The organism is Ruegeria sp. G5 (genome assembly GCF_056533365.1).
This window is the reverse complement of the sequence record NZ_JBQFOK010000004.1, coordinates 267,577-279,394: the sequence shown is the minus strand read 5'-3', so window position 1 is coordinate 279,394 and position 11,818 is coordinate 267,577. Positions and strand designations below refer to the sequence as shown.

The 11,818-nt window shown below is 58.7% G+C and carries 12 protein-coding genes; 7 read left to right on the top strand and 5 right to left on the bottom strand.

Annotated features, from left to right (window positions below; translation table 11 throughout):
- Position 1 precedes the first annotated feature (1 nt).
- Positions 2–406: a c-type cytochrome gene (locus ACR0BD_RS09455; RefSeq protein WP_480696179.1), complete on the bottom strand. Its 405-nt coding sequence runs from the start codon at positions 404–406 to the stop codon at positions 2–4.
- A 92-nt stretch (positions 407–498) separates the two neighbouring features.
- On the opposite strand from ACR0BD_RS09455, the gene ACR0BD_RS09450 reads away from it, so the two are divergent.
- The gene (locus tag ACR0BD_RS09450; RefSeq protein ID WP_480696181.1) at positions 499–936 is read left to right on the top strand and encodes a DMT family transporter; all 438 of its coding nucleotides are present in this window, start codon (positions 499–501) and stop codon (positions 934–936) included.
- Here ACR0BD_RS09450 and ACR0BD_RS09445 read toward each other — a convergent pair.
- Together ACR0BD_RS09445 and ACR0BD_RS09440 are read right to left on the bottom strand one after the other, a co-directional pair.
- Positions 920–1,606 carry an ABC transporter ATP-binding protein gene (locus ACR0BD_RS09445; protein WP_480830117.1) on the bottom strand — a complete coding sequence of 229 codons (687 nt, stop codon included), beginning with the start codon at positions 1,604–1,606 and terminating at the stop codon, positions 920–922. The two genes, ACR0BD_RS09450 and ACR0BD_RS09445, sit on opposite strands and share 17 nt — an antisense overlap.
- Positions 1,599–2,894: a lipoprotein-releasing ABC transporter permease subunit gene (locus ACR0BD_RS09440; RefSeq protein WP_480830116.1), complete on the bottom strand. Its 1,296-nt coding sequence runs from the start codon at positions 2,892–2,894 to the stop codon at positions 1,599–1,601. The genes ACR0BD_RS09445 and ACR0BD_RS09440 overlap by 8 nt, the downstream gene beginning before the upstream one ends.
- Before the next feature lie 398 nt (positions 2,895–3,292).
- Between ACR0BD_RS09440 and ACR0BD_RS09435 the strand changes: the two genes are divergently transcribed.
- Positions 3,293–3,649 carry a hypothetical protein gene (locus ACR0BD_RS09435; protein ID WP_480830115.1) on the top strand — a complete coding sequence of 119 codons (357 nt, stop codon included), beginning with the start codon at positions 3,293–3,295 and terminating at the stop codon, positions 3,647–3,649.
- Here the strand turns inward: ACR0BD_RS09435 and ACR0BD_RS09430 are convergent.
- Positions 3,646–4,536: a glycosyltransferase gene (locus tag ACR0BD_RS09430; RefSeq protein WP_480830114.1), complete on the bottom strand. Its 891-nt coding sequence runs from the start codon at positions 4,534–4,536 to the stop codon at positions 3,646–3,648. The two genes, ACR0BD_RS09435 and ACR0BD_RS09430, sit on opposite strands and share 4 nt — an antisense overlap.
- Entirely contained in the window at positions 4,520–5,860 is a 1,341-nt protein-coding gene (gene proS, locus ACR0BD_RS09425) for a proline--tRNA ligase (protein WP_480696191.1), read from the bottom strand. Before proS ends, ACR0BD_RS09430 begins: the two co-directional genes overlap by 17 nt.
- Positions 5,861–6,028: 168 nt before the next feature.
- On the opposite strand from proS, the gene ACR0BD_RS09420 reads away from it, so the two are divergent.
- From ACR0BD_RS09420 to ACR0BD_RS09400, 5 genes are all read left to right on the top strand, one after another.
- Complete coding sequence (locus tag ACR0BD_RS09420; protein ID WP_480830113.1) at positions 6,029–7,393, top strand: FAD-dependent oxidoreductase; 1,365 nt, start codon at positions 6,029–6,031, stop codon at positions 7,391–7,393.
- A complete protein-coding gene (locus ACR0BD_RS09415) occupies positions 7,393–8,367 on the top strand; it encodes an isopenicillin N synthase family dioxygenase (protein ID WP_480830112.1) in 975 nt (324 codons plus the stop codon). Before ACR0BD_RS09420 ends, ACR0BD_RS09415 begins: the two co-directional genes overlap by 1 nt.
- 91 nt (positions 8,368–8,458) lie before the next feature.
- Positions 8,459–9,532, top strand: coding sequence for an AI-2E family transporter (locus ACR0BD_RS09410; RefSeq protein WP_480830111.1), 1,074 nt, complete (start codon positions 8,459–8,461; stop codon positions 9,530–9,532).
- A complete protein-coding gene (locus ACR0BD_RS09405) occupies positions 9,533–10,222 on the top strand; it encodes a P-loop NTPase family protein (protein ID WP_480830110.1) in 690 nt (229 codons plus the stop codon).
- Positions 10,223–10,271: 49 nt separating this feature from the next.
- Positions 10,272–11,816: a Ppx/GppA family phosphatase gene (locus tag ACR0BD_RS09400; RefSeq protein WP_480830109.1), complete on the top strand. Its 1,545-nt coding sequence runs from the start codon at positions 10,272–10,274 to the stop codon at positions 11,814–11,816.
- The last annotated feature ends 2 nt before the right edge of the window (positions 11,817–11,818 follow it).

Genomic DNA, 11,818 nt, shown 5'->3' with positions numbered 1-11,818 from the left:
CTCAGCGGTTTTGCAGCGTTTCAAGATACGCAACAAGATCAACGATAGGCTGGCTGGTCAGGATCGGCTGCCCCTCGGGCGTTTTCATCGAGGTATCCTGTCCGTCGAAGTAAGGTCCGTAGACAGGCATCGGGCTGCCATGACTTACCAGCGGGTCGCGACCATCTATACGCGCGACGACGCGCGCGGTCGGGAAAACCCCTTCTTCATTTGCAAGCTGTGTCAGATCCGATGGCTGAACAACAAGCACTCCGGCCATTGGTCCGCCACCCTTTGCATCAAGCCCATGACATGTCGCACAGTAGTGCTGAAATAACTCCGCCCCCATTTGCACGTCCTGCGCGGCAGCCTGGCTAGCCAAGCTCATCATCCCTATCGAAACTGCGCCAATTATCGGCCTGATCATCGCATCCTCCTGTCAAGATTGACGTTTGCAGGCTTGCCCGATGACGCCCTTGGCGCAATGATCCAGATCAACGAAGCGGGAGGATACGGGCAATGACACATTATGCAGCCATCATGCTGGCCGCCGGGATCGGTGTTCCCATACTTGCTGCTCTGAATGCCGCATTGGGTAAGCTCATTGGTTCTCCGACCACGGCTGCGGTGGTTTTGTTTGCGATCGCTTTCGCGTCCTCGGCTGCCGTGATGGTGCTTTTTCCGGGCCTGACCGCCTTGTCCAAAGTGACCGAGGTGCCCAAACACCTTTTACTCGGGGGCGTTCTGATCGCTTTCTATGTTTTATCGATCACACATGTTGCCCCGCATTTCGGTGTCGGGAATGCCGTGTTCTTTGTCCTGATCGGACAGTTAATTAGCGCGGCGGCCATTGACCATTTCGGCCTGTTTGGCGCTCAGGTCACGCCGCTGACATGGTTACGCGCAAGCGGCATCGCAGTGATGGCCGCCGGCGTCGCCATTACGCAACTGGCCTGAGGATCCCGCCTTCCAGTCTCAACTTTCGGTCCATGCGTGCCGCTAGATCCATGTTATGCGTGGCGATAAGCGCTGATAGCCCCTCGTCCCGAACCAAGGCCATCAAGGCGTCAAACACCTGATCCGATGTTTCGGGATCCAGATTGCCCGTCGGCTCATCAGCCAACAGAATGCGCGGCGCATTGGCCAGCGCCCGGCAAAACGCAACCCGTTGCTGTTCACCACCGGACAACGCTGCCGGGCGGTGCGCCGCGCGCTCGGCGACGCCGACACGGCCCAACAGGGTCATTGCCCTCTCAACCGCTGCGTTCTCGGGCACACCGTTCGCAAGTTGCGGCAGAGTGATGTTTTCCAGCGCGGTGAATTCCGGCAGCAAGTGATGGAACTGGTAGACAAAGCCCACATCCTGCCGTCGCAACGTGGTTCGCGTCCGGTCCCCTTTGCCGGATACGTTCTGCCCCGCAATTTCGACCACACCGGCATCCGGGGTGTCCAACAGGCCCGCAATATGCAGCAAGGTTGACTTTCCGGCACCCGAAGGCGCAACCAGAGCCACCGCCTCGCCTGAGCGCAGTTCAAGATCGACACCGCGCAGCACCTGTACCTCACCCGGCGTGCCTTTGAGATAGCTTTTGGTCAGGCCCGCAAGCCGCATGGTTACATCACTCATAGCGCAGCGCCTCAACCGGGTTCAGCCGCGCCGCGCGACGGGCCGGAAAATAGGTGACGAAGAAAGACAAACCCAACGACAGCCCGACGGCCTTGAGGACATCCGTCAGATGCAGCTCGGCCGGCAACGCATAGATGCCGCGAATAGACGGATCCCAAACACCTCCGCCCATCACGAAATTCACAAAGGAAAAGATCGGGTCGATATACAACGCGAAAAGACAGCCCAACAGGACGCCCATCACAGTTCCTATGATTCCAGTAAACGCGCCGCATATGAAAAACACTCGCAGAACCGACCCCTCGCTTAGGCCAATCGTTCGCAGAATTCCGATGTCGCGCCCCTTGTTCTTTACCAGCATGATCAGGCCAGACACGATGTTCATCGCAGCAATCAGAACAAGGATAGACAGGATGATGAACATCACATTGTCCTCAACCTCAAGCGCGCGCAGGAACCCGCCTGATGCGTCCTGCCACGTCCAAATCTGACTGCGCTCACCTGCAGCCTCGAGGATGGGGATCAGGATCGGCGTCAGATCCTCGGGTTGATCGACCATCACCTCAATCTCGTCCGCAACGCCTTCGCGGTTGAAAAAGCTTTGTGCCCGCTCGAACGGCATGTAGACCCGGGTTCGGTCGATGTCATACCGCCCTGCGGAAAAGATATAGACTACGCGGTAGGCGTTCACGCGCGGGGATGTCCCAAGCGGTGTCTTCACACCGTTGGGCGAAGTCAGCTTGACTGTATCCCCAACCGTCGCCCCGATACTACGGGCAACACCGGAGCCAATGGCGATCGCGTCCTCTTCGTTCAGGAAAAAGGCCAGATCGCCTACGGCCTGCTCGCTGCCTGCAATGCCCGGTAGATCCAGAAGATCGTCGGGTTCAATCCCAAAAACCTCAACACCATTGCTGCGATCGCCATTGGTGATCAGAACCTGCCCTTTCACCAAAGGTGCCGCGCGTTGCACACCGGGAACCTGCGCAATGCGCTCGGCCATTTCAGCATAGTCATCAATGGTGCGGTCTACCCGACCCTGCGCATCAAACTCACCCGCCGAATAAACCGTGACATGCGCGTTTGCCCCTAGGATGGTCCCGACAAACTCGGCCCGAAATCCCGAGCGCACGGCCAGCGTTGCGATCAGGGCAAAAACGGCAAGCGTGATCCCGATCAAGGAAATCCACGTCATCACACTGACACCGCCTTCGGCGCGACGGGCGCGCAGATACCGCCAGGCGATTTTCCATTCAAAGGGTGCGAAAGGCGGGGGTGTCTTGGCCATGCCTGCTCCGGTTTTTTTATTGGCGCGACCCTCACGACATTTCGCCGGATGGTCAAGCTGCTTGTCAAACTGATAGGATGGCGTTCCGCAAAACCGTGCTTTTTGATCTGAAATTCGGCGAGGCCTGGCTTCCCAGTGGTGAACGAATCACCAATACGAGCAATTAGCGGCCACTCGGGCTATGAGTGACTTTAAATCTCAATAATATACCAGGGGTTGTGATTGCGTTCACAGACATGCGCCTACTGTTTCAACACTGTAGTCAATGTGAGCATGGCGAGTCCGACTGAATTCAAAATGCAACATATGTAACGCAACTTTATTTCGCTTTTTGCTTATTTTTGGAAACTTTGTCACCCTGATTGTGGGGGATTAAATGGTTAGAGCGGGAGTCGCTCATGAGTGTTCGAATTGAAACTAAAGACACGGGTGCAATTTCAACCCGGCAAGCCTCTACAGAACTGGATTGTGAAACAGCAGCTTTGCTGCGGGCGGCAATTCGTCCGTTATTTGCAAGCGCGGCCAGTTGGAACAACCTGACAGCCATCCTGGAAGACAAAGGTTATCACCTGGCGTTCCGACAAGGGCGGCTTTGCGTGACGGACATGTCGACCGGTGAACGCATCTGCGGGCTAAGGTTTCTGGGGCTTGAGTTCAGAGATCTGGTAAAGCGCATGGGTCGTCCGATCGTCGTCGCCCGAGACAGCGAGACAGGTGACCTTCTGTCTGCCCGACCAACGGTTAGCAGCGCTTAGAAACGACGCCAGAACTGTACGGATCGTCGCGTCGTTTTCCAAAGGCTGTGGCGCGCCGCTGCTTTTATGCCGGGGCATGACCCCGTTTTCAGCAAGCGTTCCAGAACCAGCGCTGCCGGCATGTGCCCGCGGCGGTAGAACCGGACGAAATCTTCCTGCGTAAGATTTCTGGCGGCATTGAAACCCGCATAGTATTTCAACCAAACACGCGCGTAATCCTGCGCGGTTATGTCGTCATTATCGCTGGCACCGCGCCCCCAAAACATCGAAATCGGGTCATCCGTACGCTCACCCTCATACCCTTCGGTGATGAGCCGAAGCATCAGGTCATAGTCTGCGGCGACGCGAAACTGTGTGTCGTGTCCCCCTAACGCATCGAAGACATCGCGCCGCAGCAATACCGAATTGTGACAAAACGGCATGCGTTGCAGGATAGCTGTCAGCGACATGCGTTTTTCGCGGCTTTCCGTACCGTCTTCGAACCTGCGCAATGTCGACCCAAAAAGGAAATCGGGTCGTGTCGCGGTTAGCCTGTCTGCCAGTCCATTGAGGATATAATCAGAAGCCAGTGAATCGTCTGAGTTCAGAAACAACAGATACTGACCGCCTGACGATGCCGCCCCCTTGTTCATCGCGTCATAGAGGTTCGTGTCGGGTTCACTGATTACGCGAGTTCGCGGGGCGTCGGCGGTCACCTCGTGCAAAAAGTCCAGAGTGCCGTCCGTCGAAGCCCCATCTTGAATAATGTGCTCAGCGCGATCACAGCTTTGCCGCGCCATACACGCGACCACCTCGCGAAAGCTGTCCTGCCGTCCTTGGGACAGCAGGTTATGTGTCGCGGTTATAACCGAGATCAGTGGCGCGTCAGTGTCAGCCGATCTGCTCATAGATCTCGGCGATCTTCGTCACGGCGGCCTCGGGGCTCAGCTCTTCGCTTTCGCCGGTGCGGCGGCAGGTCAATTCGACCACACCGTTCTTCAGGCCGCGCGGGCCAACAGTGATGCGCCACGGCAGGCCGATCAGGTCCATGGTGGCGAACTTGCCCCCTGCCCGTTCGTTGCGGTCATCATAGAGCGGTTCCAGCCCCAAGGCAGTCAGCGCGCCATAGAGTTTATCACAGGCCGCATCCGCCTCTTCATCGCCTTGCTTAAGGTTGACGATCCCGCAGTGGAACGGCGTCACGCCCTCGGGCCAGATGATGCCCTTGTCATCATGGCTGGCCTCAATGATCGCGCCGATCAGGCGGCTGACGCCGATCCCGTGGCTGCCCATGTGAACAGGCGTCGGTTTGCCATCGGGGCCTTGGACGGTTGCGCCCATGGCCTCGGAATACTTGGTGCCGAAATAGAAGATTTGCCCCACTTCGATCCCGCGCGCTACGCGGCGGCGGTCTTCGGGCACCTGATTGAACAGCGCCTCGTCATGGGTTTCATCCGTGCGCGCGTATTTCGAGGTAAACTCCTCCAGAATAGCCTGACATTGCGCGCGGTCATCATAGTCGATCTGACGGTCGCCGAAGGTCAGGTCAGTGACGGCGCTGTCATAGAAGACCTCGGATTCGCCAGTTTCGGCCAGAACCAGGAATTCGTGGGTGTCATCACCGCCGATGGGGCCGGAATCGGCGCGCATCGGGATCGCTTGCAGGCCCATACGTTCGTATGTGCGCAGGTAGCTGACCAGATGGCGGTTATAAGCGTGCAGCGCGTCTTCCTTAGTCAGGTCGAAGTTGTAGCCGTCCTTCATGTAGAATTCACGCCCCCGCATCACGCCGAAACGCGGGCGGATTTCATCGCGAAACTTCCACTGGATTTGATACAGGGTCAGCGGCAGGTCTTTGTAGCTGTTCACATGGCCGCGGAAGATGTCGGTCACCAGTTCCTCGGCTGTGGGCGTATACAGCATGTCCCGCCCGTGACGGTCCTGCATCCGCAGCATTTCCTGACCATAATCATCATAGCGCCCGGATTCGCGCCACAGGTCCGCCGATTGCAGGATCGGCATCTGGATCGCGATGTGCCCTGCCCGCGCCTGCTCCTCATGCACGATGTTTTCCAGCTTGCGCAGAACTTTGAACCCCAGCGGCAGCCAGGAATAGATCCCGGCCGAGGCCTGCTTGATCATCCCCGCGCGCAGCATCAGCCGGTGGCTGACGATCTGAGCCTCGGAGGGGTTTTCCTTGAGAACGGGCAGAAAGTAACGGCTGAGGCGCATTGGGTGACCTTCAAAGGTGAGAATTTCGCTGCAAGGTGATTATGCCAAAGCCTCGCCGGGGGCAATCACGCAATAGCGTTTTTGCGACCTCCGGCCCGTCGGATTTTTGATTGACCCGCCGATCAGGGTTTTCAAATGTGACGGAAATGTAAAACCCACGAGGCACCGATGCAGACCATTCAGGAACCCGCCCGCCAGATTCCCGTCATCCATCAGACAGACGTTCTGGTCGTCGGCTCCGGCCCCGCAGGGTTGGCCGCCGCCCTGGCCGCCGCGCGTGCGGGGGCCGAGGTGTCGCTGGTCGACCGCTTTGGCTGCATGGGCGGCAACATCACCGCCGTGGGGGTTGAAGGCTTCGCGTGGTATCGCCACGAACAAACGGTTGAGGCCGGTGGCATCGGCATGGAGTTCGAAACCCGCGCCAAGGACATGGGCGCAGCCGTGCCGGAAAGCCAGTCGCTGAGTTATGAGCTGGACAGCGAAGGCTTCAAGCTGGTGGCCGACAAACTGGTGCAAGAGGCGGGCGTTCATCCCATGCTGCACCGTCAGTTCGTGGCCCCGATCATGGAAGGCGACCGGATCACCGGCATCATCACCGAATCCAAGGCGGGTCGCGAGGCGATTCTGGCGCGTGTCGTAATCGACGCCACCGGCGACGCGGACGTGGCCCACCGCGCCGGCGCCCCCACCCACAAAACAGCGCGAGAGGATATGATGGCCGCTTCGGTCATGTTCCATCTGGCCGGTGTCAACAAGCGCGCCTTTATGGAAGGCGTCAAGGCCGACCCGCAGACCTATAAGGACTGGGGCGGCGGCGGTGAATGGAACATTGAGACTTCGGGCAAAGAGGACGACATGTTCTCACCCTTTGTGCACAAACCCTTCCAGCAGGCGATTGATGCAGGGATGATCCCGCCGCAGCTGAACACCATCGCGGGCACTTGGGGCGCGATGCACGATACGGGTGAGCTGACCTATATGAACCTCATCCATCTGGCCGAGGTGGACGGCACCGACCCTGACAGCCTGACAAAGGGTGAGATTGAGGGCCGCCGTCAGTCGATGCTGGCCATTGAGGCGCTGCGCCGTTTCATGCCCGGATGCGAGAACGCACGGCTGCGGAATTTCGGCATGACCATCGGCATCCGCGACACCCGCAAGATCGACGCGGTGTACAACATGACCGAAGACGACGCCCGCCATCAGGGCCGGTTCGAGGATACGATCGGCATCTACCCCGAATTCATCGATGGCTATGGCATCCTGATCCTGCCCACGACCGGGCGGTATATGCAGATCCCCTATCGCTCAATGCTGCCCAAAGGGATCAAGGGGTTGCTGGTCGCTGGCCGCTCGCACGGGGCGGATAAGGTGGCCCATGCGGCAACGCGCAACATGGCCTGCTGCGCAGTCATGGGTCAGGGCGCAGGCATCGCCGCCGCGCTGTCGCTGAAAAGCAACCAAGAGGTGCATGACTTGAACCTCGCCCCCGTTCACAAGGAATTGGATCGGCAGGGTGTGAGAATTCACTGATGCAGAAAATCCCTACTATAGATGTCTCGCCGCTATGTGATCGCGATCATCCCGACTATGACCTGACAGTCCGGCACGTCATGGACGCCTGCACCGGGATCGGGTTTCTGTCGATCACAGGAACGGGCATTCCGCCGGAAACGGTCGATCAGGTGCGCAGCTGTGTGCGGGCGATTTTTGACATCGACGAAAGTGCCAAATGGGATCAGGCCATCACCCGCGAGAACTATCGCGGGTACATCCCAATGGGATTCTTCACGCCCAATGACGGTTCAGGCAAGGCCGACAAATACGAAGGCTACAAGCTGCATCGCGAAACCGCTTCCGACTCCCCCATCCGCAAGGATTGCGCGCTGTACGGGCCGAATATCTGGCCGCGCGAGGTGCCCGAGGCGGGACAAACGATCCTCGCCTATTGGGCGCAACTGGATCGCGTGGCCGAACTGCTGCTGGGCGCACTTGAGGTTGGCCTCAACCTGGCCCCGAATACGCTGCGCGATGCCTTCCGTGATCCGATGACCAACATGACTCTGCTGCATTATCCGCCGCAGGCCCCGGATGAGGGCGGCTACGGCATCCATCCGCACAAGGATACCGATGCGCTGACCATCATCGCGCCCGATCCCGTCGGCGGGCTTGAGGTTCAGACACGCGATGGAGGCTGGATCACCCCCGACTGCCCACCCGGCGGCTTCGTCGTCAATATCGGCGACATGCTAGAGCTGTGGTCCGGCGGACGGCTGAAATCCACGCCGCACCGGGTGGTCAACCGCTCGGGCCGCGAGCGGTACTCGTTCCCCTATTTCGCCGTTCCGCGCCATGACGTCGTGGTCGCGCCACTGGTTGACCCCCTACCCGGTTTTGACCGCCCGCCTGTGCATTGCGGCCACTGGTCCGCCGAGATTTGGCGCACCAACTGGCCCGATGAGCACGCCGACGCAGCCACCCCGGAACTGGGAACACTGAGCGACTAAGACCCAGCAATTCCCCTGACCATGAACCGCTTGCATCATAAGGCTGCATGCGCCAAGAACATGTGCAAGTACCGATCAAATGGGGACAGGCATGGCTTTGCCGGTGAAGGATCAACTCAGATACTGGGGCATCGCCGCGGCGATTTTTGTGCTGCTGCTATGGGCACTTGGCGACGTTTTGCTCCCGTTTGTGATCGGTGGCGCAATCGCCTATTTCCTTGATCCAATCGCAGATCGCCTTGAAAACCTTGGCCTGTCACGTATGGCAGCGACGGGAATAATTACCGTGGTCGGCGTGCTGGGTTTTGTCCTGATGATTCTGATGGTGGTTCCGGCCCTGATCACACAGTTGGTCGATCTGGTCGATTTCATGCCTAGCCTTATTAAGCAACTGCGCGGGTTCATCGAACAGCAATTCCCATCTCTGCTGGATCGCGAATCCAGCTCGCACCAGTTTCTTGTGTCACTCGGTGAGACCCTGCAATCCAAAACAGGGGATGTCCTGCAATCCGTCGCGGCGTCGTTGGGATCGGCTATCAATGTTGTAGTCCTGATGGTCATCGTGCCTGTCGTCGCCGTCTACCTGTTACTGGACTGGGACCGCATGATCGCCCGCATTGGTGAGCTGCTGCCACGGGATCACGCCCCAACGATCAAGCGTCTGGCCGGTGAGATAGACGCGGTTCTGGCCTCGTTCGTACGCGGCATGGGGACTGTGTGCCTCATCCTTGGAACCTACTATGCCGTTGCGTTGATGGTGGTTGGCCTGCAGTTCGGGCTGATCGTTGGCTTCATTGCAGGTCTTGTGACCTTCATCCCCTATCTGGGTGCTTTGATCGGCGGCACGCTCGCTATTGGACTGGCACTGTTTCAGTTCTGGGGTGACTGGGCGCATGTCGGGCTGGTCGCTGGTATCTTTGCCCTGGGCCAAGTGACCGAAGGAAACTTCCTGACCCCCAAACTGGTTGGCAACTCGGTCGGTCTGCATCCGGTCTGGCTGCTGCTTGCCCTGTCTGTTTTCGGAGCGCTGTTTGGCTTTGTCGGGATGCTCATCGCCGTTCCGGTTGCTGCTGCACTGGGCGTTCTGGCACGGTTTGCGACATCCATCTATCTGGACAGTCGGCTTTATACCGGCCTCGAAGGTGCGCAGCAGGACGACGACTAAATGGCACTTCAGCTCAGCTTTGATCTTCCGGCGAAAACTGCGCTGGGGCGCGAAGATTTTTTCGTCTCTCCCGCGAACGCTCTGGCCGTGGCGATGATTTCGGCCACCTCTTGGCCGGGGAACAAACTGGTTCTCAGCGGCCCTGCGGGATCAGGTAAGACGCATCTGGCGCATGTTTGGGCGGCAGAAACAGGCGGGCGCGTCATTCGGGCGGCAGAGCTGAATCACGATGACGTCCCGGCCTTGTCCCAGTCATCCGTCGCGGTTGAAGACGTGCCGATGATTGCAAACGACATCGAGCAACAGACCACCCTGTTCCACCTGCACAATCTGGTACTGGCCGAAGGCAATTCCCTGTTGATGACCGGGCGCTTGGCACCGAAATTTTGGGACCTGCCCTTGCCCGACCTTCAGAGCCGGATCGAGGGCGCACACCATGTAGCGCTGGACCCGCCAGACGACGCGCTGCTGGGCGCTGTTTTGGCCAAGCTTTTCGTGGATCGTCAACTGAACCCGGGCCCGGACGTCATCGCCTATCTGGTCAAACACATGGACCGTCGCTTTGAAACGGCTGCATCCGTTGTGGCGCAGCTGGACCAGCTTGCACTGTCGGAAAAACGTGACATCACCCGGGCGCTGGCCGTGCGGGTCCTGAACTCGGGACTGAATGAGACCCAATCAGGGAATTGACCCAACCTCAGCGATTTCGCATTCTGCCCTCGGAATATCTGGAAAAGACATGGATCAGACCGTCGACATCGACATCCCCGATTGGGGACCCTTCGGAAAGCCCTTGTTCGACAACCCCGAAGTGCGCGCCCTGTCGCGCGTTGGCGTTGTTGATGTCGGATCAAACTCGGTTCGGATGGTGATCTTTGACGGGGCAGCACGGTCCCCGGCTTATTTCTACAACGAAAAGGTCATGTGCGAGTTGGGTGCTGGCCTTTCTGAAACCAGACGGCTGAACCCGCGCGGTCGCTTGCGCGCGCTGGCGGCACTGCGCCGTTTCGCTCAGTTGGCTGACGATCTTGGGCTGCCCGGCCTGCATGTCGTGGCAACAGCCGCGGTGCGTGAGGCCGAAGACGGCCCCGATTTCTGCGACGAGGTGCTTGCGGAAACCGGCTTGACGGTCTCGGTCATCGACGGCGGAGAAGAAGCCCGACTATCTGCGCAGGGGGTCTTGCTGGGCTGGCCCGGTGCCTATGGTCTGATTTGCGATATTGGTGGTTCGTCGATGGAATTGGCCGAGATCGGCGGGGGCGAGGTTGGACGACGCCTGACCTCGGCCTTGGGCCCTCTCAAACTGCGCGACATCAAAGGCGGTCGCCGTGCGCGCAAGGCTCATATAAAGGCCACAATGGAAGACCTGCGCAACCAGTTGGGGCCGCAAAGGGATCGTTTGTTCCTTGTCGGAGGCAGTTGGCGTGCATTTGCGCGTCTGGACATGCTGCGCAGGGGATATCCGCTGAACGTGCTGCATGAATACCGCATGACGACCAAGCAGGTGCATCAAACCATCAAGTTCATCGAAAAAGGCGACCCCGAAAAGCTGCGCAGTCAGGCTGGTGTTTCCGGATCGCGTATGGCGCTGATCCCTCATGCCATGGACGTGCTGGCCCGGTTGGTCCGCACGTTCAAACCCAAAGACATCGCGATCTCAAGCTATGGTATTCGCGAAGGGCTGTTATACGAGCAAATGCCACAGGCCTTGCGCGATCGGGATCCACTGATCGAAGCCAGCCGGTTTTCCGAGGCCAAGGACGCCCGGCTGCCTGGCTTTGGCAAACATCTGTTCGAATTCGTGATGCCGTTGTTTAAATCCGCACCGCCTGCCCGCGTGCGATTGATCAAGGCCGCCTGCTTATTGCACGACGTCAGTTGGCGCGCGCATCCCGATTACCGAGCCGAGACTTGTTTTGATTACGTCACCCGCGCCAATCTGGGTGGTTTAAAACATTCCGAGCGGGTGTTTATCGGGCTGGCTTTGCAACACCGCTATCGCAACAAACGCGAAGACAATCGCTTTGCTCCGCTATACGAGCTGCTGGAAGAAAAAGACCAAAAGCAGGCCGAGATTCTGGGCAAGGCGATGCGGTTTGGTGCCATGCTTTGGATGCAGCGCGACGCAAAAATGGGCAGCTTGCGCTACTTTCCCAAAAAGCATCAGTTGGAACTGATCCTGCCCCAATCAGCGAGCCTTCTGTTCAGCGAAGTGGCCGAAGCGCGGCTGAACTCGTTGGCAGGCGCTTTGAAATCGGACACGCGCGTCATCTCGAAAGGATGAAC